This window comes from Amycolatopsis sp. NPDC034160, from assembly GCF_055575355.1.
The window spans coordinates 39,788-64,361 of sequence record NZ_JBVISU010000028.1 but is presented as its reverse complement, the minus strand read 5'-3'; the positions used below and the strand labels follow the sequence as shown (position 1 = coordinate 64,361).

General features: G+C 67.9%; 24 protein-coding genes and 1 pseudogene. 14 read left to right on the top strand and 11 right to left on the bottom strand.

All coding sequences use genetic code 11. The features are described 5' to 3' along the window. Positions 1-54: 54 nt before the first annotated feature. Positions 55-1,194 (top strand): cytochrome P450, encoded by a 1,140-nt coding sequence (locus ACZ54P_RS35970; protein WP_465466076.1) that lies wholly within the window; start codon positions 55-57, stop codon positions 1,192-1,194. A gap of 130 nt (positions 1,195-1,324) precedes the next feature. Here the strand turns inward: ACZ54P_RS35970 and ACZ54P_RS35965 are convergent, their stop codons facing one another. Continuing rightward, positions 1,325-2,719, bottom strand: a complete 1,395-nt coding sequence (locus ACZ54P_RS35965; protein ID WP_465466075.1) for a KamA family radical SAM protein — start codon at positions 2,717-2,719, stop codon at positions 1,325-1,327. Positions 2,720-2,861: 142 nt separating this feature from the next. Between ACZ54P_RS35965 and ACZ54P_RS35960 the strand changes: the two genes are divergently transcribed. The 3 genes from ACZ54P_RS35960 to ACZ54P_RS35950 are packed head-to-tail and all read left to right on the top strand — an operon-like array spanning position 2,862 to position 6,868. Further along, complete coding sequence (locus tag ACZ54P_RS35960) at positions 2,862-4,472, top strand: amidohydrolase (RefSeq protein WP_465466074.1); 1,611 nt, start codon at positions 2,862-2,864, stop codon at positions 4,470-4,472. Positions 4,473-4,481: 9 nt separating this feature from the next. Continuing rightward, positions 4,482-6,074 carry an apolipoprotein N-acyltransferase gene (gene lnt / locus ACZ54P_RS35955; RefSeq protein ID WP_465466073.1) on the top strand — a complete coding sequence of 531 codons (1,593 nt, stop codon included), beginning with the start codon at positions 4,482-4,484 and terminating at the stop codon, positions 6,072-6,074. Positions 6,075-6,100: 26 nt separating this feature from the next. After that, on the top strand, positions 6,101-6,868 hold the full coding sequence (locus tag ACZ54P_RS35950) for a polyprenol monophosphomannose synthase (RefSeq protein ID WP_465466072.1): 768 nt from the start codon (positions 6,101-6,103) through the stop codon (positions 6,866-6,868). On the opposite strand, the gene ACZ54P_RS35945 is transcribed toward ACZ54P_RS35950, so the two are convergent. Further along, positions 6,822-7,619: a DeoR/GlpR family DNA-binding transcription regulator gene (locus ACZ54P_RS35945; RefSeq protein WP_465466109.1), complete on the bottom strand. Its 798-nt coding sequence runs from the start codon at positions 7,617-7,619 to the stop codon at positions 6,822-6,824. The genes ACZ54P_RS35950 and ACZ54P_RS35945 overlap by 47 nt on opposite strands. 51 nt (positions 7,620-7,670) lie before the next feature. On the opposite strand from ACZ54P_RS35945, the gene ACZ54P_RS35940 reads away from it, so the two are divergent. From ACZ54P_RS35940 to ACZ54P_RS35930, 3 genes and pseudogenes are all read left to right on the top strand, one after another. Beyond that, positions 7,671-8,045, top strand: coding sequence for a DUF4406 domain-containing protein (locus ACZ54P_RS35940; protein WP_465466071.1), 375 nt, complete (start codon positions 7,671-7,673; stop codon positions 8,043-8,045). A gap of 125 nt (positions 8,046-8,170) precedes the next feature. Beyond that, positions 8,171-10,096 (top strand): hypothetical protein, encoded by a 1,926-nt coding sequence (locus ACZ54P_RS35935; protein WP_465466070.1) that lies wholly within the window; start codon positions 8,171-8,173, stop codon positions 10,094-10,096. Continuing rightward, positions 10,071-10,906: pseudogene (locus ACZ54P_RS35930) on the top strand (dihydrodipicolinate synthase family protein). Before ACZ54P_RS35935 ends, ACZ54P_RS35930 begins: the two are co-directional and overlap by 26 nt. Positions 10,907-11,001: 95 nt before the next feature. Here the strand turns inward: ACZ54P_RS35930 and ACZ54P_RS35925 are convergent. The 3 genes from ACZ54P_RS35925 to ACZ54P_RS35915 all read right to left on the bottom strand — a co-directional run bounded on the left by ACZ54P_RS35925 (position 11,002) and on the right by ACZ54P_RS35915 (position 13,765). Next, on the bottom strand, positions 11,002-11,349 hold the full coding sequence (locus ACZ54P_RS35925; protein ID WP_005151365.1) for an RNA polymerase-binding protein RbpA: 348 nt from the start codon (positions 11,347-11,349) through the stop codon (positions 11,002-11,004). A gap of 226 nt (positions 11,350-11,575) precedes the next feature. Then, entirely contained in the window at positions 11,576-12,334 is a 759-nt protein-coding gene (locus ACZ54P_RS35920; RefSeq protein WP_465466069.1) for a thymidine kinase, read from the bottom strand. Positions 12,335-12,364: 30 nt separating this feature from the next. Continuing rightward, on the bottom strand, positions 12,365-13,765 hold the full coding sequence (locus ACZ54P_RS35915; protein WP_465466068.1) for an MFS transporter: 1,401 nt from the start codon (positions 13,763-13,765) through the stop codon (positions 12,365-12,367). Between the two features lie 234 nt (positions 13,766-13,999). Here ACZ54P_RS35915 and ACZ54P_RS35910 point away from each other — a divergent pair, with 234 nt between their 5' ends. Then, positions 14,000-14,710 carry a transglycosylase family protein gene (locus ACZ54P_RS35910; RefSeq protein ID WP_465466067.1) on the top strand — a complete coding sequence of 237 codons (711 nt, stop codon included), beginning with the start codon at positions 14,000-14,002 and terminating at the stop codon, positions 14,708-14,710. A gap of 27 nt (positions 14,711-14,737) precedes the next feature. Here ACZ54P_RS35910 and ACZ54P_RS35905 read toward each other — a convergent pair whose 3' ends face one another. Further along, positions 14,738-15,532, bottom strand: a complete 795-nt coding sequence (locus ACZ54P_RS35905) for a glycerophosphodiester phosphodiesterase (RefSeq protein WP_465466066.1) — start codon at positions 15,530-15,532, stop codon at positions 14,738-14,740. Between the two features lie 66 nt (positions 15,533-15,598). On the opposite strand from ACZ54P_RS35905, the gene ACZ54P_RS35900 reads away from it, so the two are divergent. Further along, positions 15,599-15,982: a hypothetical protein gene (locus tag ACZ54P_RS35900; RefSeq protein WP_465466065.1), complete on the top strand. Its 384-nt coding sequence runs from the start codon at positions 15,599-15,601 to the stop codon at positions 15,980-15,982. A gap of 1 nt (position 15,983) precedes the next feature. Here the strand turns inward: ACZ54P_RS35900 and ACZ54P_RS35895 are convergent, their stop codons facing one another. Then, a complete protein-coding gene (locus ACZ54P_RS35895) occupies positions 15,984-16,964 on the bottom strand; it encodes a tyrosine-type recombinase/integrase (RefSeq protein ID WP_465466064.1) in 981 nt (326 codons plus the stop codon). Between the two features lie 615 nt (positions 16,965-17,579). Here ACZ54P_RS35895 and ACZ54P_RS35890 point away from each other — a divergent pair. Further along, a complete protein-coding gene (locus ACZ54P_RS35890; protein WP_465466063.1) occupies positions 17,580-18,419 on the top strand; it encodes a class I SAM-dependent methyltransferase in 840 nt (279 codons plus the stop codon). A gap of 1 nt (position 18,420) precedes the next feature. On the opposite strand, the gene ACZ54P_RS35885 is transcribed toward ACZ54P_RS35890, so the two are convergent. The 4 genes from ACZ54P_RS35885 to ACZ54P_RS35870 are packed head-to-tail and all read right to left on the bottom strand — an operon-like array spanning position 18,421 to position 21,117. Beyond that, positions 18,421-19,062, bottom strand: a complete 642-nt coding sequence (locus ACZ54P_RS35885) for a class I SAM-dependent DNA methyltransferase (RefSeq protein ID WP_465466062.1) — start codon at positions 19,060-19,062, stop codon at positions 18,421-18,423. 10 nt (positions 19,063-19,072) lie between these two features. Next, positions 19,073-19,831, bottom strand: a complete 759-nt coding sequence (locus ACZ54P_RS35880; RefSeq protein WP_465466061.1) for a putative protein N(5)-glutamine methyltransferase — start codon at positions 19,829-19,831, stop codon at positions 19,073-19,075. Continuing rightward, on the bottom strand, positions 19,828-20,595 hold the full coding sequence (locus tag ACZ54P_RS35875; RefSeq protein ID WP_465466060.1) for an NAD(P)-binding domain-containing protein: 768 nt from the start codon (positions 20,593-20,595) through the stop codon (positions 19,828-19,830). Before ACZ54P_RS35875 ends, ACZ54P_RS35880 begins: the two co-directional genes overlap by 4 nt. A gap of 6 nt (positions 20,596-20,601) precedes the next feature. Beyond that, entirely contained in the window at positions 20,602-21,117 is a 516-nt protein-coding gene (locus ACZ54P_RS35870) for a DinB family protein (protein WP_465466059.1), read from the bottom strand. Positions 21,118-21,261: 144 nt separating this feature from the next. Between ACZ54P_RS35870 and ACZ54P_RS35865 the strand changes: the two genes are divergently transcribed. From ACZ54P_RS35865 to ACZ54P_RS35850, 4 genes are read left to right on the top strand one after another with little or no spacing between them, the layout of a single operon-like run. After that, the gene (locus ACZ54P_RS35865; RefSeq protein WP_465466058.1) at positions 21,262-21,795 is read left to right on the top strand and encodes an RNA polymerase sigma factor; all 534 of its coding nucleotides are present in this window, start codon (positions 21,262-21,264) and stop codon (positions 21,793-21,795) included. Between the two features lie 18 nt (positions 21,796-21,813). After that, complete coding sequence (locus ACZ54P_RS35860) at positions 21,814-22,272, top strand: redoxin domain-containing protein (RefSeq protein WP_465466057.1); 459 nt, start codon at positions 21,814-21,816, stop codon at positions 22,270-22,272. A 32-nt stretch (positions 22,273-22,304) separates the two neighbouring features. After that, positions 22,305-22,910, top strand: a complete 606-nt coding sequence (locus tag ACZ54P_RS35855; protein WP_465466056.1) for a TetR/AcrR family transcriptional regulator — start codon at positions 22,305-22,307, stop codon at positions 22,908-22,910. After that, positions 22,894-24,513 (top strand): acyl-CoA dehydrogenase family protein, encoded by a 1,620-nt coding sequence (locus ACZ54P_RS35850; RefSeq protein WP_465466055.1) that lies wholly within the window; start codon positions 22,894-22,896, stop codon positions 24,511-24,513. Before ACZ54P_RS35855 ends, ACZ54P_RS35850 begins: the two co-directional genes overlap by 17 nt. Positions 24,514-24,574 lie beyond the last annotated feature (61 nt).

The following is a 24,574-nucleotide window of genomic DNA, read 5'->3' as shown; positions in this document are numbered from 1 at the left end:
GACGCCTCGCCGAAGGAGCCACTGGAGTATCCATTCGCTTTTGACGGCTTACGGTTGCCACCGGAATTCGGCGAACTGCGGCGGCAGGCGCCGATCACGCGGGTGGTGTTACCCACCGGCGGGCAGGCGTGGTTGGTCACCCGGCACGCCGATGCGCGCGCGGTACTCAGCGACGGGCGGTTCAGCCGGGCGGCGGCCGAGTCGCCATGGGCGACGAAGCTGGGACCGTTCACCCCGAGCACACACAGTTTGCTGGGGATGGATCCGCCGGAACACACGAGGGTCCGGCGGCTGGTGTCGCGAGCGTTCCAACCGCAACGGGTGGCATCGTTGCGGCCGTCGATGCAGGCGGCCGCCGAGACGTCGCTGAAGCAGCTGCGACAGCAGGACGGGCCGGTGGACCTGTTGGCGGCTTTCGCGTTGCCGTTCGCCACCACCGGCGTCTTTCAGTTGCTGGGGATTCCGGAGGCGGACAGTGGTCCCTTGCACGTGTGGACGCCGGTGCTGTTCAACTCCCGAGCCGCCGGGGACGCGGATCCCTTCGAGGAGCTGATCCACTACCTGCGGGGGATCATCGAGAAAATGCGGCGTGACGGCGTCCAAGACGGCGTGATCGGATCCTTGATCGCCGCGCGGGACGAGCAGGGGCAGCTGTCCGAGGACGAGCTGATCCATTTCGTCCTGCTCCTGATCACCGCCGGACACCGCAGTACGGCCAACGCCATCGCGACCGGGATGCTGAACCTGCTACGCCGCCCGGAGTTGTTCGCACGACTGCACACCGACCGCGAACTGATTCCGAACGCGATCGAGGAACTCCTGCGCTACAACGTCCACAACGCACTCGGCGCGTTGCCGCGGGTGGCGGTCGTCGACGTGGAGCTCGGCGGGGTCACCATCCGCGCCAGGGAGACGGTGCTGGTCTCCCTCGGCTCGGCCAACCACGACGAGGATGTCTTCCCCGACGCTGAAACCGTCGACATCGAACGCGATACGAACATGCAGCTGGCGTTCGGGCATGGTGCCCATTTCTGCATCGGCGCGTCGTTCGCGCGGCTTGAGACCGAGGTCGCGCTTGAGTGCATTCTCCGGTTGTTGCCGTCCACCCTGCGGTTGGCCGTGCCCGCCGAGGAGGTGCCGATTCAGCAGTTGCTGGTCGGGTACGCCTTGGCGAAGTTGCCGGTGGTGTGGTGACAGTCGGAATTCGCGGAGTTACCCCGGTTGGCGCCGCCCGACTGTCCACTGTAGACCACTGAGGGGGCGTTCAAAGCTCGCCCTTGAGCCCTGACGCCCCTCTCGGGGGCCTAGTCGATGAGCCGGCCGGTCAGAGCTTCCGGTGCTGCTCGCGCCACCAGCGCTGGCCGGCTTCGGGCAGGGTGGAGATCGGGTCGTAGTAGGGGTAGCGGCGCTGCAAGGCTTCCGGGTCCTCGTGTTCGATCCCGGTGCGGTAGTTCTTGGTCCAGTAGGAGATCCCGAGCTCACGGTCGTACTCGGCGAGCTGATGCACCCACCGCTTCCCGACGTAGGGCACGTCGCAGACGATCCGAGGCGTCGCGTAGCCCGGCAGATACCCCATGATCGCGTGCTGCAGTTCCTGCGCTTCGTGCACGGAAACCCGCCAGTGCTCGGCGTTGGGGATCATGTCGCACATATAGAAGTAGTACGGCAGGATGTTCGCCTCGCCCTGCAGCGCGAAGCACAGGTCCAGCAGTTCGGCCGGCGTCGCGTTGACACCCTTCATCAGTACGCCCTGGTTGCGCACGTCGCGGACGCCGACGTCGAGCGCGGTCCTGGCGGCTTCCGCGACCAGCGGCGTGACCGACTGGGCGTGGTTGACGTGGGTGTGGATGGCGAGGTTGACGCCGCGGCGCTGCGCGGTGCCGGCGACGCGCTCGAGACCTTCGACGACCTTCGGCTGGATCCAGTGCTGCGGCAGGGCGGCGAGCGCCTTGGTCGCGAGCCGGATGTCGCGGACGGTGTCGATGTCCATCAGCCGCATGAGGAACGACTCCAGCTGCGGCCACGGCACGTTGGCGACGTCCCCGCCCGACACCACGACGTCACGCACGCCGGGGGTCTTCTTGAGGTAGTCGATCATCGCGTCCTGGCGGTCGACCGGTTTGAGCGAGAGCTTGTGCTTCTCGACCTGCTCGGTCGAGTTGCCGACGAGGTCCATCCGGGTGCAGTGCCCGCAGTACTGGGGACAGGTGGAGATCATCTCGGCGAGGACCTTGGTGGGGTAGCGGTGGGTCAGCCCCTCCACCACCCACATCTCGGCCTCGTGCAGGGAGTCGCGCTCGGAGTGCGGGTGGCTCGGCCACTCGGTGTCGCGGTCGCTGCGCACCGGGAGCATGTAGCGGCGGATCGGGTCGGCGTACCAGGCCTCGGTGACCTTCGCCGGGTCGGTGCCCGCGTTGGGTGCCATCGTGTTGATCATCTGCGGCGGCAGCAGCATCGACATCGTGGCCATCTCGCGCTGGTCGGCGAGCATGTCCTCGTAGAAGCGCTCCTCGAGCAGGTCGCCCATCAGGGCACGCAGCTGTTTGGCGTTACGGATGCAGTGCACTCGCTGCCACTGCGCGTCTCGCCACTCTGCCTCGGTCACGTCGTGCCAGCCGGGGAAGCGGCGCCAGTCGGGTTCGATCAGCTCGACTCGGGTGTAGTCGTAGGGCTGATCGTAGGCGGCCACCGGCGAGGTCGGTTGCTGGATCGCAGTCACTTGTACTCCTCGTCGTCGGAAACGCGTGAAAATATCCTGTCACATCGTCTGGAAGACGTAAATATTCCTGTCTTGCGTGTTGTGTCGAGATCACGCCGACCCGCCGGTCACGTGGTCGTCCGCACGCTGCAAACTCGGAAGCGTGACCAACGCGCGAACCACACTCCTGCTCGGCGGACGCATCTACAGCCCGTCCGCGCCCGATGCCACCGCCATGGCGATCACGGACGGCACCGTGGTCTGGGTGGGACAGGACGGCCCGGCCAAGGCACTGCACCCGAACGCCGAGCCGGTCGACCTCGACGGCGCCTTCGTCGCCCCCGCGTTCGTCGACGCGCACGTCCACGCCACCGCGACCGGGCTGCACCTCACCGGGCTTAACCTCGCGGACATCCGCGGTGCCGCCGAACTGCTGGCCGCGGTCCGCGACGCCGTGCGGCAGGGCCAGGTGCTCGTCGCGCACGGCTGGGACGAATCACGCTGGGCCGACGGCAGGTTGCCCAGCCGCGCGGAGATCGACGAGGCCGCGAGCGGAACCCCGGTGTATCTGAGCCGCGTCGACGTCCACTCCGCGCTCGTTTCCAGCGCTCTCGTCGCCCTCGCGCCCGGCGTGCGGGACGCGGCGGGCTGGTCGGCCGACGGACCGCTGACCCGCGACGCCCACCACCGCGTCCGCGCCGCGATGCGCGAGGCGATCACCCCCGGCCAGCGACGCGAGGCCCAGCGGGCGTTCCTCGCCGAAGCCGCCGCGCGAGGAGTCGTCAGCGTCCACGAATGCGCGGGCCCGGACATCTCCGGCGCCGAAGACTTCACCGATCTGCTCACCCTCGCGGCGGAACCGGGACTGCCGGAGGTCGTCGGCTACTGGGGCGAGCGCGGCGGGATAGACCGCGCCCGTGCGCTGGGCGCCAGGGGAGTGGCGGGTGACCTGTTCGTCGACGGCGCCCTCGGCTCCCGCACCGCCGCCCTCCACGAGCCCTACGCCGACGCACACGGCACGTCCGGGACGCTCTACCTCGACGCTCCCGCCATCGCCGAGCACGTCGCCGCTTGCACCGAAGCGGGTCTGCAGGCCGGGTTCCACGTCATCGGCGACGCCGCTGTCGCCGAGGTCGTCGAAGGGTTCCGCCTCGCGGAGAAGACCGTCGGTCAACGCGCGCTCGCGGCCCGGCACCACCGGCTCGAACACGTCGAGATGATCGACGCCGAGCAGGCGCGGGCGCTCGCGGGCTGGGGTGTGGTCGCCTCCGTCCAGCCGCGGTTCGACGCGGAATGGGGCGGCGCGCACGGCATGTACACCGACCGTCTCGGCGCCGAACGGGCCGCGAAACTCAACCCGTTCTCCGCCATGGCCGCCGAAGGGCTCCTGCTCGCGTTCGGCTCCGACGCCCCGGTCACGCCGGTCGACCCGTGGGCAGGAGTCCGCGCCGGGACCTATCACCGCACCCCCGGCTCGGGACTGTCCGCTCGCGCGTCCTTCACCGCGCACACCCGCGCCGGGCACCGCGCCGCCGGGGTCAACGACGGCGTTACCGGCAGCCTGGTCCCCGGCGCTCCCGCGCATTACGCGGTCTGGGACGCCACAGAGCTGGTCGTCGCGACGCCGGACTCACGGGTGCAGCGCTGGTCGACCGACCCGCGGGCGGGCGTGCCCCCGCTGCCGAACCTCGAAGAAGGCGCGCCGCTGCCGAGCTGCCTTCGCACGGTGCGCGACGGCCAGGTCATCCACGACGCGTTCACCCGCACGGCTTAGGGTTCAGGAGTGTCCACGACCGTGACCGATCCGGACCCCGAAGCGGCGCCCCGGAAGCGGTTCTCCCGCGCCTGGCTCATGCGTTTCCTCTTCGCCGCGGCGTCGGGTTTCACGTTGTACTTGAGTTTCGCGCCGCGCCCGCTGTGGTGGCTCGCGCCGCTGGCGTTCACCGGCTTCGCGCTGGTGGTGCACGGACGCCGGTTCCGTGGCGCGTTCGGCTACGCGTTCGTGTTCGGGGTGGCGTTCTTCCTGCCGCTGCTGACCTGGCTGCTGGACTTTCTCGGCCCGGGTTTCGGTCCGTGGCCTTGGCTCGGGCTGGCGATGGCGCTGTCGGTGTACCTCGGTTTCGGTGGGGCTTTCGCCACCGTGGTGTGGAGGCTGCCGCTCGGGCCGCTGTGGGCGGCGCTGGTGATCATCGCGCTGGAGACACCGCGCGCCTGGTTCCCTTTCGGCGGGTTCCCGTGGGGCCGCGTCGCGTTCAGCCAGCCCGAGGGCGCCTTCCTTGCGCTGGCCTCGGTGGGCGGCGCTCCGCTGGTCGGTCTCGCCGTCGTGCTGACCGGGTTCGGTCTCGCGGCCCTTTGCCTGCGGCTCAAGGGTTCCTCCCCTCGGCGTTCCCTCGTGGCAGCGTCGGCGCTGACGCTGGTGCCGGTGGTGGCCGGCCTCGCGGTGTGGCCGACGATCGGCACCGAGGCCCAGGACGGTGAACTCTCCGTCGCCACGGTGCAGGGCAACGCCCCCGACATCGGGCTGGCGCTGGAAGGCCGCCGCGACGAACTCCGGAACAACCATCTCGCCGAGAGCGCCCGGCTGCTGGAAAAGCTCAAGGCGAGCGACACCAAGGTCGATCTGCTGATCTGGCCCGAGACCGCGATGGCGATGCGGACCGGTGACGCCGGCGTCGACCAGCTGGTCCGGGACTACGGGGCACAGGCGATCATCGGCGCGCTCGTCCGGCTGCCCGATGGCACGGCACAGAACTCCGCGCTCGTCTGGGACCCGGTCACCGGCCCCGGCCAGCGTTACGCCAAGCAGCAACTGGTCCCGTTCGGCGAGTACGTCCCCGCCCGTGAGCTCGCGAAGCTGGTGACGCCGTTCGTCGACAGCGTCGCGAACATGACACCGGGTGACGGCGCCAACGCCGCCCTGTCGGTCGCGGGGACCAAGGTCGGGGTCTTCATCTGCTACGAGACCGCGTTCGACTACCCGGCCAGGGAGTCGGTCGCCGATGGCGCGGAACTGCTCGTCGTGCCGACCAACAACGCCTGGTATGGGCCGGGGGAGATGAGCTATCAGCAGCTGGCGATGTCACGGCTGCGGGCGGTCGAGCACGGCCGCGCCGTAGTCGTCTCGGCCACCAGCGGGGTCAGCGCGATCGTCGCGCCCGATGGTTCGATCATGGCCTCCACCAGCCTGTTCACCGCAGATTCCCTGGTGGGGCGCGTACCGCTGAGGCAGCAGACTACGCTGTCGGATCTACTCGGTGTGACGACGGAGTACGGACTGCTGGTCCTGGCGATCGCCGGGGTTACCGGCGGGTACGTGCTCCGTTTCCGCACCCGGCGCGCGAGCGCCGCCAAGGCAACGAGGGAAGCGGCGGGCTGACCCGCCGGAACACGGAGGAAAAGCGGATGGCGCAGGCGCCGCGGGGGGCCCAGGGAATCGACCCGGTGCTGGTGGTGGTCCCGACGTACAACGAGCGGGACAACATCGGCCCGATCCTGGAACGCCTGCTCAAGGCACTCCCGGACGTGAACGCCCTCGTCGTCGACGACGGCAGCCCTGACGGAACCGGTGACGTCGCCGACGAGCTCGCGAAGGCCGACGAGCGGATCCACGTCATGCACCGGACCGAGAAGGCGGGCCTGGGTGCCGCGTACGTCGCGGGGTTCCGCTGGGGTCTCTCCCGCGAGTACGCCACCATCGTCGAGATGGACGCCGACGGCTCCCACGCGCCGGAGGATCTGCCCCGCGTGCTGGCGGCACTCGAGGACGCGGACCTGTCCATCGGCTCCCGGTACGTTCCCGGTGGCAGCACGGTGAACTGGCCGTTCCAGCGCAAGGCGCTCTCCTGGGTGGCGAACTTCTACGCGCGGATCGCGCTCGGCACGAAGATCAAGGACATCACCGCGGGTTTCCGCGCGTATCGCCGCACGGTGCTGGAGAAGCTCCCGCTCGACGAGATCGCCTCGCGCGGCTACTGCTTCCAGATCGACCTGGCGTTCCGCACGGCGCTCGCCGGGTTCGAGGTGGTCGAGGTGCCGATCACCTTCACCGAACGCGAGGTCGGTCAGTCGAAGATGAGCGGTTCGGTCGTGCGCGAGGCGATCGTCCTGGTCGGTCTGTGGGGTATCAAGCGTCGCTGGCAGCAGCTTCGCGGGCTGGCCAAGAAGGGCTGACGCCGAGCACGCTCACCCCGAGCCTCCCCAGTTCCTTCACCGTCGGTTCGTCCGGCGCCGCGTCGGTGATCACGCCCGCGACGTCGGACAGGGGAAGCACGGTGAACGGCGAGGCCGCCCCGATCTTCTCCGAGCTGGCCAGCACATAGGTGTCGGCGGCGCGTTTGGCGAGCGTGCGTTTCATCGCGGCCTCGTCCGAGTCGCCGGTGGTGAGCCCGGTTTCGGGGTGCACGCCGGTGACGCCGAGGAAGAACAGGTCGGCGTTGATGCCTCCGGCCGCCTCGGCCGCGGCCGCACCGCACGTGACGGCGGAGTGCTTGAAGAGCCGTCCGCCGATCAGGAACACCTCGACCTTCGGATGCGTGACGAGCGCGGCCGCGACGGTGGGACTGTGCGTGACGATGGTCGCTTCGAGGTCGACGGGAAGCGCCTTCGCCAGCGCGAGCGCGGTCGTCCCGCCGTCGAGGATGACCGTCGAGCCGAGCCGGATCAACGCTGCTGCACGTTTCGCGATCCGTTCCTTGCCCGCGACACTGACCGCCATACGCGTCGCGTAGTCCGCAGTGGCCGGTGAGACCGGCAGGGCTCCGCCGTAGACCCGCTGACAGAGCCCGGCGTCCGCGAGTTCTCGCAGGTCACGGCGGATGCTGTCTTCCGATATGCCGAGTTCGGCGGCGAGGTCCTTGGCCACGATGCGGCCTTCGGTCTTGAGTCGTTCCATCAGCAAGTCTCGTCGTTGCGCAGCCAACATGTGCACGTTCCTCCTTGTTCCTGCCGAGTGTTGCACATTATGCTCCGGCTCATGAACAAACCTTTGATGATCCTCATCGCCGGACCGTTCCGCTCCGGCACCGGCGACGACCCCGAACTGCTCGCCCGCAACCTCGCCCGGCTCGAAGAAGCCGCCTGGCCGATCTTCCGCAGCGGGCACGTGCCGATGATCGGCGAATGGGTCGCGCTGCCGGTGCTGCACGGTGCGGGCGGGAAGACCGTCGCCGACCCGGTCGCCAAGGAGGTCATGTACCCGACGGCCGACCGGCTGCTGCATCACTGCGACGCCGTCCTGCGCCTGCCCGGGGAATCCACCGGCGCCGACCAGGACGTCGCCATCGCGTTGTCCCGCGGCCTGGCGGTGTATCACCGTGTCGAGGACATCCCGGGGTATCAAGCCGCATAATGCGGTCGAGCATGACGTTTAGGGAGAGGGTGAGCCATGGCCGCCCAGGTCGGCTGCGTTGCGAGTCGGCTGCGGGAGCTGACCTCCGCCCCCGATGTGCCGGGTTCGCGGACGATAATCCGGCCATGAGCGCGAAACTGGACATCCTGCTGGCCGATTACCAGGCGATGCGCGAAGACGACCGCGGGTTCTCCAACAGTCAGAGTGCGCTCGCTAGCGTGTTCGTCGCGCTCTTGGCCGGACTTTTCGCCATTGTGGTCGGCGACTGCCGGTTCCGCGGCAAGGCAGCGGGCGCGGCCGAGGCCGCAGGGAGCTGTTACGACCTTGCAGAACCGGTGTACGTCGTGGCTCCGGCGTTGCCGTTCGCAGTGCTCTGCTACCTCGTCATGCTAGGCATACAGGTGACCATCAAAAGCTTCTACATGAGGGCCCTCGAAAACGAGCTGCGCGGTCATCAAGCCGAACTGTGCGCCATCCCTGGGGTGCTGGCCGGCTCGGCGACAGAGCTCATGCTCACGATCACCAGCCCGCGGCGGGGCCGCCGCTCCTACTTCATAATGTTGCTCTTTCTCACGTTGACCTTCGCCATCGCGCTCGGCGGGTGGGTCGTGTTCGTCGCTCTCACGCTGAGCACTCCGGCCATGGTCATCATGTTCGCGCTCTACGGCCCGCTGCTGATACTTCTGCTGCACCAAGGAATCTTGGCCAACACCGGCGGCAGGCGGCTCTTGCGCGGCGCGGCGAACCATCTGCGGGACAGCTCGAACTACCCTCGGACCGATCTGTTGCTAAGGGCAAGCCGAACTGGCCGGACTGATGAGCGGCCGATGTGGTCCTATCTCGTGCTTCCTCGACCTCTCGATACCGTCAAGTGGCTCTTCATCCCGATCGCATACCTCGTCGGGGTGGTGACCGCTTCCCACGGCCACGGCGGGCCAGGGCTGCTCAGCGCAGTCCTCGGCTGGCTGGTCTTCGAGTACCTGATTTACCAGGGCCGTTACCAATGGAATGACATCCGTGGCCTCGCCGACGACCTGGTCCACCCGGCTCGCCGCGAACGCGGACGACTCCCGGTCACGCAACGAGGACCACTCCGGTCGGTCGCGCTCAGCGCTCTCGTGATCGTGGCGCGAGCAGCGGTGGCGGTGATCATCGCGTTCACAATCGTCGCACCCTCGGTCTCGACGATCATCCTGGTCTCGTTCATCGGAGTCTGGGTTCCGGCGTGGCTCTACGAGTTCCTCCGTGCGGGGCGCACCAGACCCGGCGTCCGAGCGGCCGCAACCTGGCTCGTAGTCGGAGTGGGTTACGCCGTGCGTGCCTCCATCGGACTGGCGCTCGCCGGCGTTGTGCCGAGCGGGCAGACCGCCGGGACATTCTTCCTTTTTGCCGGGGCTGCGTGGACCTTCGGGATCGTCTTCGTGACGCTGACGTGGGTGCTGGAGGCGACCGGTTTCTGTTCTTTCCGGGACGGTGACGTGCTCGAACACCCGGCCGAGTTGACGGGCAAACCGCATCTGGCCCGCTTGTTGCGGTTCACCCCGCTAGCCCTGCGTTCGGTCGAAAGTGCCGATCGTTCGGCGTCGTCGCTCCGTGTCCTCGCCGGCAGGTCACCGGTTTTCGCCCCGTGGAACGCCGGGCTGATCGCCGCGGTCGCCTGCGCAGTTGCCGCCTGCGCCTCACCCGATGAACGCCTGCTGCTGGTTGCGGCGGGTGTTCTTGCTACGGCGGCTGTCGTTCCGCTCCCTTCAGTGCCGACCCGCTGGATGGGCACTTCGGTGGCAGTCGCCATGCTCGGCATCACCGCGGCCCTCGTCGACGGCTGGCGTGTGGCGGTCGCCGTTGCCGGGGTGACCGGATTGTTCCTCAGCGTCTACTGCGTGTTCCGCCAGTCGTCTTACGATGACCTCCGATACTCCCTCGTTCGCATACGCGCCGATGTGGCTTCGCTGGGACGCCGAGTGGCGAAGCTCGGAACCGGGGTGCTGGTGCTGCTGCTCGGCAAGCGGACGTGGGCGTTCCTGACTGACCGGACGCCGCCGGCGACCTGATCCCGCGGAACCCGGCGGCGCGCTCAGCGCACCAGGCCTCACCCGCCTGGTCGACCACCTGCTGGCCACCGGATGCGACGGCATCGTCGTCGGCGGCACCACCGGCGAGTCACCCACCCTCAACGACGCCGAAGCCGCCCGGCTCGTCCGCACCGTAGCGACCCGAGCCGGAGACCGCGCCATCGTGATCGCCGGAGTCGGCACCTACGACACCGCCGCCTGCGTCCATCGCGCGAAGGAAGCCCAGGCGGCCGGAGCGGACGCGCTCCTACTCGTCTCATCGCGCACTGCCTGGCCGTGGCCGACGCCACCGACCTGCCCGTGATGCTCTACGACGTCCCCGCCCGCACAGGGACGGCCATGGAAGCGGCCACCCTGATCGAACTCGCCGGCCACCCCCGGATCCGGGCGATGAAGGACGCCAAAGGCGACCTCTTCGAAGCGATGACCGTCATGGCCCGCACCTCGCTGGCTTACTACTGCGGCATCGACGAGCTCAACCTGCCGTACCTGGCGTGTGGCGCCACCGGCGTGGTCAGCGTCGTGGGCAACGCCTTCGCCGACCGCAACGCCGAGCTCATCCGCGCCGTACGCGGGGGAGACCTCGACACCGCACGGAGACTCGGCACCGCACTGCGGCCCCTCACGGAAGCGGTCATGCGCGCCTCACAGGGGGCGATCATGGCCAAGTCCGCACTGGCCGAACTCGGCATCATCCCGCACGCGACGGACCGGCTACCGCTGCTCGAATCACCGCCCGCCCATCTGCGGCGACTGACCGACGCCCGGCGCCCCTCGTCGCCGACCTGATCCCTAGCTGACCCCGGATACGGCGAAGCCCCCGCGGTGGGAGGTCGCGGGGGCTTCGCCGTGTGCGTGGTGAGGCTAGCTACTTGTGCCGTGCGTCAGGCGGACCGGGTGGTCCTGCGTCCCTTCAGCTCGGCGAGACGTTCGTTGAGCAGATCTTCAAGCTCCGGAATCGAACGACGCTCCAGGAGCATGTCCCAGTGCGTCCTCGGGGGCTTGACCTTCTTCTGCTCCGGCTGTCCGCCGTCAACGATCTCGGACTCACTGCCGTGCAGCCTGCACTCCCACACCGAAGGGATCTCGGCGTCGTCGGAGAAGGGCACCTCGAACTCGTGGTTCTTGGGGCAGGCGTAGCGCACAGTGCGGCGAGGCGCGAGGTCGTGGTTGCGGTCGGTCTCGTAGCTGACCGCTCCCAGCCGGCTTCCACGGAGAACACGGTCGGCCATGATGGGGATCCTTTCAGTCAGCTCCGGGTGGAGCCAGGGTGATGCTCACCCTATGCAACGACGGGGAGGGCCAGAGGATTCCCTGGACACCATGTCCTTGCTCACGATGAGCTGTGTCACCCGGTGGCAACAGCTTCTCCTAGTAGGAGTGATTTCGCGCTCTGGCATGACGTCAATACGGCCATCTTGGTGCGGATATCCCCCAGATGGGCTAGTAGTACGCCTGTCACGTCAACCGTAACTGACCGTGTTGGGCAGAGGTGGGGCCCAGGTCGCCCTGGCGAAAGTGCCGGCGGCACAATACCTGATAACGCACTGTGTTCGGCTCACCCTCAAAACGTGATGTTGATGAAGATTCAACTACAGACTGTTCGGTATCCGCCACCACAACGGTGTCCCCGGCGCGCAACACCTCACCGTCGGAGACCCGTGCGTTGAACCGTCCCGTCTGCCCACACCAGCACAACACCTCGACCTGAACCGGCTGCAGGTCGTCCGCCAACTCGAACAGCCTCGCCGCACCCGGGAACAACACGCTCCGGAAATCCGTCGCGATCCCGAAGCAGTACACGTCGATCTGGACGTCATCGGCCAGTTCAGCCAGCTGATCCACCTGATCAGGCGACAAAAACTGCGCCTCGTCGACGATCAAGTAGTCCACGTGCCGCCCCGCCGCCCACTGCTCACGCACCAGCAACCGCAGATCGGTGTCGTTCCCCACCTCGGTCGCCTTCCGCGTCAACCCGATCCGGCTGGTGATCTGCGGCTCACCGGATCGGTCATGCCGCACCAGCACCATCCCGCGACGACCCTGCCGCGCGTGGTTGTGGTCGATCTGCAACGCCAACGTCGACTTCCCGCAGTCCATCGGCCCGTAACAGAACTTCAGCTTCCCGACGACCGGCACACCCCGCCGTGAACCCGCCACCGGCACCGACGACAACGCGTCCGTGGGGTCCGGGCCACTCTCCTTCAGTACGGTCACGACGCTCGACCCTATCGGCACGCCGCAGGCTCACAGCACCGCCGGTGGTCGGTTGCCCGCCGCCTCGATCGCCCGACGCACCGGCACCAGCCACACGAACACGAAACCGAGCACGAAGAAGACCACCAGCGCGATGATCGCGTACCGGAACGACCCGGTGATCTGCCCGACCGCGGCGAACAACAGGGGACCGAGCCACGACGTCCCCCGCTCGCCGACCACGTACAACGAGAAGTACTGCGCGTCCTTCCCCTCCGGGATCATCTGCCCGAACAACGAACGCGACAACGCGTTCGTTCCACCGAGCACCAACCCGATCCCGACGGCCACCGCGTAGAACTGCAGCGGCTGACCGGCTTCGATGAAGAACGCGAAGGCCAGCACGACCACCCAGGCCACCAGACTGCCCAGGATCGTCTTCTTCGCCCCGATCCTGGCCGCGATCGCCCCATGGATCATCGCACCCGCGTAAGCCAGGAACTGGATCACCAGGATCGTGACGATCAGCACCTCAGTGCTGTACTTCAGCTCGTCCTTGCCGTACTGCGCGGACACCGCCACCACCGTCGTGATCCCGTCGGTGAAGACCAGATAGCTCCCCAGGAACGCCAGCGTCAACGGATAGGCCTTCGCCTCCGAGATCGTCCGCTTCAGCTCCTTGAACCCGGCCGTCAAGACCGACAGACCCCGCTCGGCCGACTTCGGCACATGAGTCCGGGGGAGTGCCCGCACCGCCGGGAACGTGAACACCGCCCACCAGATCCCCGACGTCAGGAAGCAGATCTGGACCGCCAGCCCCTCGCTCACCCCGAACGCCTCATGGCCGGTGAAGAACCCCAGCTGCAACGCCAGCGCCAGCCCACCGCCGAGATACCCGAACGCCCACCCCTTCGACGACACCGCGTCCCGCTCATCAGGCTCGGCGATGTCCACCAGGAACGAGTAGTAGACGACCAGCGCACCGCCATAGCCGATGTTGGCCAGGATGAACGTCCAGACGCCGACCTCCCAATTCGTCCCCGAAACGAAGAACATCAACGCCGACGCCACCGCGCCCAGGAACGCGAACCCACCCAGGATCCGTCGCTTGTGCCTGCTCCGGTCCGCGATCGCGCCGGCGATCGGCAACACCAGTACCTGCGTCACCGTCGCGACGGACAGCAGATACCCCCACAGCGACCCCGCCGGGAAATGCAGGCCGAACAACGAGACGGCGCAGTTCTGCAGGGTGCTCGCGACTCCACTCGAATCGGTGCACGGCCTGTCCCCATTAAGGGTGATATTCGCCGTGGCATCCGCGGCCGCGATTTCGCTCAAATACAGCGCACCGAACACCGTGATGACCGACGAATAGAACGGCGAATTGGCCCAGTCGTAGAGGTACCAAGCCCGCCACACCCGCTTGCGTTCACGGGTCACGGCCACCGTCATGTGCTGCTCCTGAGGTCGTAAACGTCGAGGTCAGCGGGAGACTACTGGTGATCACGCCCACCTGTCCGGCACGAGTCCGGACCGTGTTCGTTTCGACGCGTGACGAACCCTTCCCGGCCATCCGCCCGACCGACGTCAGCGTGTCGCTGACACGAACCACGTGTGTTTCGTGTGAGGCTGGTGGGCGAGCTGTGACTGTTGTGAAGCAAGTGTCCGGTATTTACTGTTCCGCTCATGAGGACCCACCGGCTTCGCACCGCACACCGCGTAGTGGCGAGAACGCTTCTGCTCGCTCTAGCCGTCACGGGACTGCAGATCGCCACCACCGGATCCGCCGCCGCCGACCCTCACGGCTCCCACTGGGCCAAGCTCCGCATGTGCGAATCGAGCGGCCGCTATAACATCAACACCGGCAACGGCTACTACGGCGCCTACCAGTTCGACCTCCCCACCTGGCGCAGCGTCGGCGGCCAGGGGAGGCCCGACCAGGCCACTCCCCGCGAACAGGACTACCGGGCCCTCTACCTCTACCGCATGCGCGGCTGGCAACCCTGGGAATGCGCCGGCAAACTCGGCTTCCGCAACGACGGCGACGCCCGCAGCAAACGCGTCCCGTCCTACGAAGACTCCGCCTACATCGGCGGGGGAGGACAGCCCGCCCCGCCGCCTCCGCCCAAACCGAAGCCGACCCCGCCCGCCCCGCCCGGCGGCCCCCAACCCGCCTGGCCCGGCGTCGTCTACGCCTACGGCGACTGCGCCGCCCCACTCAAGCAGTTCCAGCTCAGGATGAACGCCTACGGCTACGGCTTCACCGGCACAGGCTGCTACTACGACAAAACCCGCGAAGCCGTCCTCGCCCTCCAACGCGCCAACGGCATCAACGCCTCAGGCCGCCTCGGCCCCAAAACCTGGGACGCCGCCTGGAACGGCAAACCACCCCGCTGACCCTGCGCTCACAACGCATTCAGAGGACTAAACGCGAGGCTCGGGGTTCGGCCAAGCGCCCCGCTCCCGGAGCACCTCCCGCAGCAGATCCGGCCGATCCGTCACGATGCCGTGCACCCCCAGATCCAGCAGCATCCGCATCTCCGCCGGATCGTCCACCGTCCACGTGTGCACCTCGAACCCCACGCGCGTCGCCTGCCGCAGGAACGCCCGGTCCACCACCTTCAACCGCCCCTGCCGCACCGGCACCTGCGCCATCGCACCCCGCGACAACGCCCGCAACGACACCAGCGGCAAGAACCCGTTCGCCCACATCACCGCCACCGAACGCGGCCCCATCGCCGTCACCAGCTTCGGACCGGCCAGCTTCCGGATCCGCGCCAGCCGCGCGTCGGAGAACGACGCCGCCGCCACCCGATCATGCGCACCGGTCCGCTCGATCGTCCGCACGAAGGGCACCACAGCCTGATTCGACTTCACATCGATGTTGAACCGCGCCTCCGGCAACTCCTCCAGGACGTCCTCCAACCGCGACAGCGGCGCACGACCACCGACCTTGACATTCCGCAGCTGCGCCCACGTCTGCCGGGAGATCAACCCCGCGCCGTCGGTCGTCCGATCCAGGGACTCGTCGTGATGCACGACCACCACGCCGTCCGACGTCGCGTGCACGTCCGTCTCGAGGTAGCGATAACCCTCCGTCACCGCCTGCCGGAAAGCCGGCAGCGAGTTCTCCAGTCCCTCCAGGTCACCGAGGTGCCAGCCCCGATGGGCGAACGCACGCGGGAGCGGGTCGGCTAGGTACGGAAACAGTGTCGGCACCCCACTAGTGTGCACTTCGGCCGTGGCCCCGGCATGATCGTCCGATGGCCAGCTAGGGTCAGAACCGTGAGGGAAGTGGCCGAACAGCCGAAGACGTCCGCCGCAGAGGTGTCCGAACTCCGCCGTGCGGGGGCACCCAAACACTGCGGATGGTGCGGCCGACGCCTCGAACAGGGCGGCAACGTCGGCAGGCGCCGCCGCTACTGTGGGCAATCCTGCCGCCAGCGCGCCTACGAACGCCGTACCGCCCTCCAACGCAGCGGCCTCCCCGAAGACGCCGTCGTCCTCTCCGACACCGAGATCGCGGCCCTGCAGGACCGGCTCTTCCAACTCCGCTGCGCCGCCGAAGACGTCGTCACCGCGGCCGACGACGGAGCCTCACCGGCCGAACTTCGCGGCTTGGCCGACGAGATCGCCCAAGCCGCGAAGGACCTCGAACAGCTCCGCTGACCTACAGGATCCCGTCCAGCGCCCGATAGGTCCGGTTGCTCGCGGCCGCCGCCCGCTGCTCCCGCCCCGTCGCCTCGATGTAGTTCTGACTGGTCGCCAGGCTCGCGTGCCCCAGCAGCGCCATGATCTCCGAAGCCGTCGCCCCGTCCTCGGCCAGCCGTGTCGCGAACGTGTGCCGCAACGCGTGCAGGTTCGCCCCGACCGGCACGCGGTCGTGCAGCCCTGCCCAGCGGTAGCAGGACTTCACCAGGTACTCCAGCGCGCCGCGGCCGATCGGCTCGCCCGCGCGATCCCGGAGGAGGGGAGTGGAGGGCCCGAACCGCTGCTGGGGGAAGCGCCGTCGGCACGAGGCCAGGTACTCCTCGATGATCTTCTCCATGATCGGTTGCACCGGGATCGACCGATCCCGGCTTCCCTTGCCATGGACGTGCAAGCGCATCTCACCCTGACGCCCGACCAGCGACCGTGCGGTGAGCGCTCGCATCTCCGCCGCCCGCAGCCCGGCGACGAGACCGAGCGCGATCACCAGGACGTCCCGCTCCGGCCATGGATCCCGCGTCCGACGCGATCCATCCGCCGCGGCCGCGAGCAACTGCTCCGGAGTTTCCTCACCCCGCAACGGTTTCGGCGTCAACGGCGGCGCCTTCGGCCGGGCGACCGCGCCCATCGGGTTGCCCGCCAACAGCCCGTCGGACACGCAGAAGGTGAGGAACTGATTCCAGGTCGACCACGCGCGCAGGACCGAACTCTTCGCGTGGGTGTCCGCGAAGGCACCGAAGGCGTTCCGGAGGGCCTGGGCGGTGAGCATTTCGACGGTGAGTTCGTCAGGGGAGCGGTCCAGCTCGCGGAGCAGAAGTGCGGTGATGCCGGCGAGGTCTCGGCGGTAGGCGTCAGTGGTGTGAGGAGAATCCTTACGGGGACGACGTGCGGCGAAAAAGGCTTGCTGTGCCTCAGAAACCCTCATAGGCATCTTGTACCGCATGGCACCGACAGTCTTACACTGGGTTATATTCGGTTTCATGCATAATAGCGATTATGCATGAAACGGAGTGATGAGTCCGGAAGCCTCTCATGGGGGATCTCAGGCCACTCGGCGCCCTCCGGGGTGTCATGAGGGGTCCCCATGAGACGTTTTTCTCCTATGGGGACCCCTCACGACATCTCCGGCGACCGATGGACGACTGAATCCCAGAGGAGGGACCGATGAGGATCGGCTGGGTTCACGAACGCGCTGAATCACCGCATCCCGGTCGTCCGCTTGCCCGAGACGCTCACCTCAATACGTCACAGTGACGTATTGAGGTGGAGTGAATGGTCATCCGTTCTACGCCCTCGGGGGTCACCCGTGCGCCCAGTCGCTCAAGGCGCCACCAGGCGCCGGAGAAAGCGGAGTGGTCGAGGTCAGTATCAGCCAGCGAAGGCAGCACTAGCTGCACGACATGCACCGGTAGAAGCCCTCCAAGATGACGCCGAAAGCCCCTCTCGAGCCTTGTTATCCAGGTCAGCTCAAGTGCCGATAATGTACATTATGTCAAGTAGTCGTCAGAACGGCCTCCGCTAGGCTCTCCCCATAGATCGAACCTGGGGGTTGCCGAAAATGTCCGAGACCACTGCTGTCCGCGTCGATCCGTCCAACGAGCGGATGCTGAAGGCGTGGGACGGTGACGACGGCGCGCTTTGGGCGAAGCGCGCTCAGCGATTCAATGACGGTGTCGCCGCGTACCGCGAGATGTTCTTCTCCGCGGCCGCCATCGAACCTTCCGACAAGGTCCTCGATGTCGGCTGCGGCGCCGGCGAGACGACACGGGACGCGGCTCGGCGGGCCACAGCGGGTTCGGCGCTCGGCGTGGACCTTTCCACCCAGATGCTCGGCCTCGCTCGTCGGCTCGCTGAGCAGGAACGTGTTCTGAACGTCTCGTTCGAGCAGGCGGACGCTCAGGTCCATCCGTTTCCCGAGGCGGGCTTCGATGTGGTGATCAGCAGGCACGGCTCGATGTTCTTCGGTACTCCCCTGGCCGCGTTCACCAATCTCGTCCAGGCGACCCGGCCTGGTGGACGGCTCGTGTTGCTGACGTGGCAGCCGTTTCGGCTCAATGAGTGGATCACCACGTTCCGGACGATTTTCGCCGCCGGCCGTGAGGTGCCGTCCTTCGATTTCCCGCTCAGTGACCCGGCCGCGACCGAAGAACTGCTGACTTCCGCCGGGTACACCGATGTCCGATCGACGGCCGAGCACCGGCCGATGTACTTCGGTCAGGACGTCGATGACGCGGCCGAGTTCATCATCGAACAGCACGGCGGGCGGTTGCGCGATCTGGACGAGGCCGCGCGCGCGAAGGCCGTCGACACTCTGCGGGCCGATCTCGCCGAGCACCAGACCGACCGAGGCGTGTTCTACGACTCGGCGGCCTGGCTCATCGAGGCCCGGCGTCCCTGAGCTAGACCTTGCGGGCGATCAGGTACGCCTGCTGGGTGCTCTCGAACTCCTCCGATGGCTCGCGGACGAGCTGGGAGACCACGGCGAACCCGGCCTCCCCCAGTTGTTCGGCGATCTTCTCGGGCAGGAGCCGGTAGGCGTCGCAGGAGATGTCGTGCCCGTAGGCGTGCTCGATGTGGCGCACTTCGTCGCCGACCTGGAAGGCGAGCAACAGATGGCCGCCTGGGACGAGGATCCGGTGGAAGTCGGTGAAGATCTCCGGCAGCCGCTCCCGTGGGGTGTGGATGATCGAGTACCACGCGACGACGCCGGCGAGTGCACCGTCCTCAATGGACAGACCGGGCATCTCCCCTAGCTGGAACTCCAGGTGCGGGTACCACTTGCGGGCGACGGCGATCATCTCCGGCGAGAGGTCGACGCCGTAGATGTCCAGCCCGAGGCTGTGCAGGTACTCGGTGATGCGGCCCGGTCCGCAGCCGATCTCGGCGACGCGGCCTTTGCCCGCGGCCTGTACGAGTTCGGCGTAGGCGCCGAGCGTGGCGCGGTCCCAGGTGGATCCGGTGAGGTGGTCGCGGAGGAGTTCGGCGTAGTCGGCCGCGACCTTGTCGTAGGCGGTGCGGGTGCTGTCGAGGTAGTCGGTCACGGCGGGCACCCTATCCCCCGGCACCGACAACAACCGTCGCGTACAGCTCGTCATCGGTGATCACTTCGGGGGCCAAGCCGTTGTGCGCCATGGCTTCCGCGGTTTTGGCGGCTTGGCTTTCGCCGGTTTCGATCAGCAGGTGCCCGCCCGGTGCGAGCCATTGGGGAGCTTCGGCGGCGACGCGGCGGTGGACGTCGACGCCGTCTTGTCCGCCGTCGAGTGCGACGCGAGGTTCGTGGTCGCGGGCTTCGGGCGGCATCATCGCGATGGCGTCGGTCGGGACGTAGGGGGCGTTGACGACGAGTAGGTCGACGCGGCCGCGCAGTGACTCTGGCAGGGGTGCGTAGAGGTCACCTTCGAAGACCTCTCCCCCGGCATCGGCGACGTTGGCTCGGGCGCAGCGGACGGCGGCGGGTTCGATGTCGGCGGCGTAGAGCCGGATTTCGCCGAGTTCGGCGGCGATGGCCGCGCCGAGTGCTCCGGTGCCGCAGCAGAGGTCGAGGACGACCGCTCCTGGTCGGGCGAGGGTGAGGGCGTGGCGGACGAGGAGTTCGGATCGTCGGCGTGGCACGAAGACGCCGGGTTCGACGACGATGCGGAGTCCGTGGAATTCCGCCCAGCCGAGGATGACTTCCAGTGGTTCGCCGTCGATGCGGCGTTGAACCATGGTGTCGAGTTCGGCGGGTGTGCGGGCTTCGGTGGTGAGGAGGCGGGCTTCGTCTTCGGCGAAGACGCAGCCGGCTTCGCGGAGTCGGTCGGTGATCGTCATTTGTCCCGCAGTCTGGTGAGGATCCCGTCGAGTGCGCGCCGGACGGTGTCGGGGACGCCGTCGGTGCGCAGGTCGGTGAGGAGTTGTTCGTTGAGCCCGCCGGGGGTCATGTGCTTGCCGGTGAGGGTTTCGAGTGAGCCGTCGTGGTGGAGCAGGGCTTGGCCGAGCTGCCCGAAGATGTGGCTGGTGAAGGTGGTCGCGACGGTGTCGTCGAGGCCTTGGTCGGTCATCCAGGCGGCGATGGTGCCGAGGTAGTCGAGGTGGGCGGCGAAGGTGGCGGTCGCGGCGCTGAAGATGTCGAGGTCTTGCTCTTTGCCGGGGACGACGCTGCCGCCGATGCGGTCGAAGAGTGCGCGGGCTTCGGCGTTGTCGGGGTACAGGGCGGTGAGGCTTCGGCGGCGGGAGGCCGGGGGCAGCGGGATGCTCCGGACGACCTCGGTGGCGGGTGCGGCCCATTCGCGTAGTTGGCCGAGTGGGACGCCGGCGAGCGCGCTGATGAGGATGTGGTCGGGGCGGAAGGTGAGTTCCGTGAGGACTTCCCGGGCGATCGGCGGGCGGACGCCGAGAATGATCGTGGTGGCGTTGTCGAGCACGGCTTGGTTGCTGTCGCGCACGTGGACGTTGGCGAAGCGGGAGGAGAGTTCTTGTCCGACGCTGCGGCCGCGGGGTGAGAGGTGGATCGTCGGTGGGTCGGTGATGTCCTTGCTGAGGCCTTCGACGATGGCGGCGGTGATCTCGCCTGCTCCTACGAATCCGTATTCCATGGCGGTTCAGGCTCCCGTGTAGCCGTCGACGCGTTCGCGGATGAGGTCGGCGTGGCCGTTGTGGCGGGCGTATTCGCCGATCATGTGGACGTAGATCATGCGCAGTGAGAACGGATTGCCGTCGAGGTCGAAGGTGTCGTCGAGCGAGCCTTCGGCGGCGGCTTCGTCGGCGAGGCGGATTTCTTCGAGGAGGGTGTTGTAGGCCTCTTCGGCTTTGGTGGCGTCGAGGACTTCGAAGTCGTGGTCCTTGCCGAGGGCGGGGTTGTAGAGGGGTTCGATGTCTTGTGCGGCGTAGCGCAGGCGGAACCAGATGCGTTCGACCTTGGCCAGGTGGCGGATGAGGCCGAGGAGGGTGAGGTTCGAGGGCGGGACCGACGCCGTGGCGAGTTGTTCTCCGGTGAGGCCGGCGACTTTGTGGAGGAAGGTGCTGCGGTGCCAGGCCAGCAGGTTGGGCAGGAGGACGCGCTCGTCGGCGGCGGTGTCGCCGGACGGACGGGTCACCTCGGGGGCGGTCCATGTCATACCGGCGATCATGCCATCGGGTGGCGTGGGGTTCGTGGCGCGCCTGCCGGGGTGAGCGGGGTCACGTGAGGCGAGCTGAATCCTTTCGCGGGGTGCCCGGCTCTTGTAAGGGCCGGGACAAGCTCGGCGTGGGAGGAGGTTGTCGTGGAGGCCGAGTGGCCGAGGGAGCCGTTGATCGTGGCGGCGCAAGGCGGGGACGCGTCCGCCATCGCCGCCTTGGTCTCGGGTTCCCATCCGCATGTGCAGCGGTTCGCGCGCTCGTTGTGTGCTTCGCGGGAGGACGCGGAGGATTCAGCGCAGGAGGCGCTGATCATCCTGTATCGCAAGATCGGTTCTCTGCGGGCTACCGGTGCGCTCGCGTCGTGGATGTTCCGGATCGTGCGCAACGAATGTCTCCGGCGGGCCCGTCGGGCGTTGCGTGGTGACGATCTGGCGGATTCCGTCGTGATGGTGTCGGCCGAAGAAGACGCCTTGGATCGGCTGGAGGCGCGACGGGTGGCCGCGGCGATCGCGGAGTTGCCCGCCGATCAGCGTCGCGTCCTGATCATGCGTGACATCCAGGGTCATCCGGGCCGGGCGGTCGCTGACGCGCTCGGTCTGAGCACGGCGGCGATGAAGTCCCGGCTGCACCGGGCGCGGGCGTCGGTCCGTGCCTTTCTCGACAACCCTGCTTCCTGATTCTGTTGAGGAGTTTTCATGCTCGAAATCGGTTCCGTGGCACCTGATGTCGCCCTGGAGGACACCACCGGGCAGCTTGTCCGGCTTTCGGACTTCCGCCGCAAGGGCAACGTGCTGGTCTACTTCGTGCGTTCGACCACTTGCCCGGTCTGCAACAGCCACGTGAAGGACCTCGCGGCGCGTGCCGCTGAATTCGCGGCCGCCGATGTGCGGGTTTTGATCGCTGTGCCGGAGGGTCGGGCGGAGGCCAAGGTGTGGCGGACGAGGCGAGGGTTGTCGCTGCTGGTGGTCGTTGGTCGGAGCGGTACGCCGCATGAGGCGTTCGGGTTGTCGAAGAGGATGTTGCAGCAGTCGGGCAGCGTGCTGCTCGACCGGGACGGGGTGGTCCGTCATGCGCACGCGGCGACGATGCCCACTGGCGCTTATGACAAGAAGGGCATCGTCGAGGCGGTCGAGGAGCTGGCTGGCGCCCATTGACTGAAGATGTGAATCAGTGCTTCACTTCTTGAGTGCCGTATCGCCGTACACCGAAGGTCCAGGAGCGTCTGGACGCCCAGCGCGACGCTCTCCTCGCCGCCGCCATGGAGCAGTTGGCCGAGCGCGGGTACGCCGGGTGTTCGGTGTCGGCGGTCGCGGAGCGGGCGGGGGTGGCGGTCGGGAGCGTGTACCGCCACTTCCCCACCAAGGCCGCGTTGGTGGTGGAGCTGTTCCGCAAGGTCGTGACGCGTGAGGTCGAGGCGGTGCGGGCGGTGTCGGAAACACCTGGCACGCCGCAGGAGCGGATCGTGGCGGTCTTCGACACCTTCGCGAGCCGCGCGCTGAAGACCCCGCGGATGGCCTACGCGCTGCTGGCCGAGCCTGTCGACGCGCCGATCGAGGCCGAGCGGCTGGTGTTCCGGCGCGCGTTCCGCGATGTGGTGGCCCACCACGTGTCCGATGGCGTCCGTTCCGGGGTGCTGCCCGCCCAGGACACCGAGGTCACCGCGGCGGCGCTCGTCGGCGCGGCGGCCGAGGTACTGATCGGCCCGTTGACCACCGGCGGTGCGGACGACGTGTCCGGGCTGCGCACTTTCGTCCTGCGTTCTTTGGGAGGTTCCGATGCCGGTCACTCATGAGGTCACCAACCAGGTCCCGCCGCTGGCGGAGTACGACGTCGCCGCGGATCCGGCGTTGCTGGAGGGGTTGGAGCGGGCGGACGCGGGCTGGGCGGTGGCCGAGGTGCACGCTCTCGGCAGGCTGGCCGGGAGTGAGCAGGCGCAGGAGTGGGGCAGGCTGGTCAACGAGAACGAACCGGTGCTGCGGACGCACGACCGGGTCGGGAACCGGATCGACGAGGTCGAGTTCCATCCGTATTGGCACGAGCTGATGGACGTCGCGGTCTCCCATGGGCTGCACGCGGCGCCGTGGCGGGATTCCCGGCCGGGCGCGCACGCGGCGCGGGCGGCGAAGATGTACGTCTGGGGCCAGGTCGACGCCGGGCACACGTGCCCGATTTCGATGACCTACGCGGCGGTTCCGGCGTTGCGGTTCAATCCGGAGCTCGCCGAGCGGTACGAGCCGTTGCTGGCCTCGACGGAGTACGACTTCGGGCTGCGTGAGCCGAGCACGAAGCGCGGGCTGATCGCCGGGATGTCGATGACGGAGAAACAGGGCGGTTCCGATGTCCGGGCGAACACGACCACGGCGCGGCCGATCGGTGACGGCAGCTATGTGATCGTCGGGCACAAGTGGTTCACCTCGGCGCCGATGTCGGACATGTTCCTGACGCTGGCGCAGGCGCCGGGTGGGCTGTCGTGCTTCCTCCTCCCCCGTGTCCTGCCCGACGGCTCGCGCAACGGGATCCGGTTGCAGCGGCTGAAGGACAAGCTGGGCAACCGGTCCAACGCGTCGTCGGAGATCGAGTACGACGACGCGATCGGCTGGCTGATCGGCGAGGAGGGCCGCGGGGTGCGCACCATCATCGAGATGGTGAACAACACCCGGCTGGACTGCGCGGTCGGGAGCGCTTCGGGCATGCGGTACGGCGCGGTGCGGGCCCTCCACCACGCTCGGCATCGTCGCGCGTTCGGGGCGAACCTGGTGGATCAGCCGCTGATGGGCAACGTGCTGGCGGATCTCGTCGTGGAGTCCGAGGCGGCGACGACAGTGGGGATGCGGCTGGCGGCAGCCACCGACCGGCCGGATGACGAGCAGGAACAGGCGTTCCGGCGGCTGGGGCTCGCGGTGACGAAATACTGGGTGTGCAAACGCGGTCCATCGCACGCGGCGGAGGCGCTGGAATGCCTCGGCGGGAACGGGTACGTCGAGGAGTCGGGGATGCCGCGGCTCTACCGTGAGGCTCCGCTGATGTCGATCTGGGAGGGTTCGGGCAACGTCGCGGCGCTGGACGCGTTGCGGGCGATGGCCAAGCAGCCGGAGTCGGTGGCGGCGTACTTCACGGAGGTCGAGCAGGCCGCCGGTGCCGACGCGCGGCTGGACGACGCGGTGGGCGGGCTGCGCAAGGAGTTGTCCGACCTGTCGGACATCGAGTACCGGGCGCGGCGGCTGGTCGAGTCGATGGCGCTGGTGTTGCAGGGCTCGTTGCTGGTGCGCCACGGTGCGACGGCGGTGGCCGACGCGTTCTGCGCGTCGCGGCTGGGTGGCGACTGGGGTGTCGCGTTCGGAACCCTTCCGTCCGGAGTGGATACCCGGGCGATCGTCGCCCGTGCGGAGGTTTGATGGGTCGTGAGTGATTTGGGTCGTTCGGGCGGGATGGGGCCTGGGCGACGTGGCACCGCAC

What these genes read in the sequence shown, in the direction of transcription:
- ACZ54P_RS35895 (WP_465466064.1), bottom strand. Translation starts at nt 16,964, where the DNA reads ATGCGGTACAAGATGCCTATGAGGGTTTCTGAGGCACAGCAAGCCTTT.
- ACZ54P_RS35945 (WP_465466109.1), bottom strand. Translation starts at nt 7,619, where the DNA reads ATGTTGGCTGCGCAACGACGAGACTTGCTGATGGAACGACTCAAGACC.
- ACZ54P_RS35915 (WP_465466068.1), bottom strand. Translation starts at nt 13,765, where the DNA reads ATGACGGTGGCCGTGACCCGTGAACGCAAGCGGGTGTGGCGGGCTTGG.
- ACZ54P_RS35950 (WP_465466072.1), top strand. Translation starts at nt 6,101, where the DNA reads ATGGCGCAGGCGCCGCGGGGGGCCCAGGGAATCGACCCGGTGCTGGTG.
- ACZ54P_RS35890 (WP_465466063.1), top strand. Translation starts at nt 17,580, where the DNA reads ATGTCCGAGACCACTGCTGTCCGCGTCGATCCGTCCAACGAGCGGATG.
- ACZ54P_RS35940 (WP_465466071.1), top strand. Translation starts at nt 7,671, where the DNA reads ATGAACAAACCTTTGATGATCCTCATCGCCGGACCGTTCCGCTCCGGC.
- ACZ54P_RS35910 (WP_465466067.1), top strand. Translation starts at nt 14,000, where the DNA reads ATGAGGACCCACCGGCTTCGCACCGCACACCGCGTAGTGGCGAGAACG.
- ACZ54P_RS35935 (WP_465466070.1), top strand. Translation starts at nt 8,171, where the DNA reads ATGAGCGCGAAACTGGACATCCTGCTGGCCGATTACCAGGCGATGCGC.
- ACZ54P_RS35860 (WP_465466057.1), top strand. Translation starts at nt 21,814, where the DNA reads ATGCTCGAAATCGGTTCCGTGGCACCTGATGTCGCCCTGGAGGACACC.
- ACZ54P_RS35880 (WP_465466061.1), bottom strand. Translation starts at nt 19,831, where the DNA reads ATGACGATCACCGACCGACTCCGCGAAGCCGGCTGCGTCTTCGCCGAA.
- ACZ54P_RS35870 (WP_465466059.1), bottom strand. Translation starts at nt 21,117, where the DNA reads ATGACATGGACCGCCCCCGAGGTGACCCGTCCGTCCGGCGACACCGCC.
- ACZ54P_RS35850 (WP_465466055.1), top strand. Translation starts at nt 22,894, where the DNA reads ATGCCGGTCACTCATGAGGTCACCAACCAGGTCCCGCCGCTGGCGGAG.
- ACZ54P_RS35875 (WP_465466060.1), bottom strand. Translation starts at nt 20,595, where the DNA reads ATGGAATACGGATTCGTAGGAGCAGGCGAGATCACCGCCGCCATCGTC.
- ACZ54P_RS35925 (WP_005151365.1), bottom strand. Translation starts at nt 11,349, where the DNA reads ATGGCCGACCGTGTTCTCCGTGGAAGCCGGCTGGGAGCGGTCAGCTAC.